At 39.2% G+C, this 454-nt stretch carries 1 protein-coding gene; it reads left to right on the plus strand.

Annotation, left to right across the window (positions count from 1 at the left end; genetic code table 11):
- The coding region (locus tag OM075_RS26690; protein WP_301193394.1) for a hypothetical protein at window positions 1-454 on the plus strand (454 nt) is incomplete at both ends.

Genomic DNA, 454 nt, shown 5'->3' on the forward strand with positions numbered 1-454 from the left:
AAGATTATAACTTCAATTGGAATGCTTCTTCGTTGAATATCCCTGAAGATGGAGGATTACAAACAACGAATGAGTTTGATGTTGTGGTTACTCATATCGCAACAGGTTGTACAAGCGAAGCACATCTGGTTATCGTTGTCAATCCTGATCCAGAAGTTCAGAATACTGAAGCAACCTATTGTGCCGATGAAGTCGCAGATTTTGACATCACATCATTCAATGCGGATGTTATGGTTTCAGGAAATACTGAAGGGTATTCTTTTGCCTGGATAGGAGAAATGACTATCCCTGAAGATGGCGAACCACAAACAATTAATGAATTTGATGTAGTTGTTACCCATGAAGCAACAGGTTGTACCAGCGAGGCTCATGTAACTATAAATGTAAATCCAGATCCAGAGGTTAAGGATATGGAAGTAACCTATTGTGCTGATGAAGCTGCAAACTTTGAAAT

The sequence above is a fragment of the Plebeiibacterium sediminum genome (assembly GCF_026013605.1).
Classification (GTDB): domain Bacteria; phylum Bacteroidota; class Bacteroidia; order Bacteroidales; family Marinilabiliaceae; genus Saccharicrinis; species Saccharicrinis sediminus.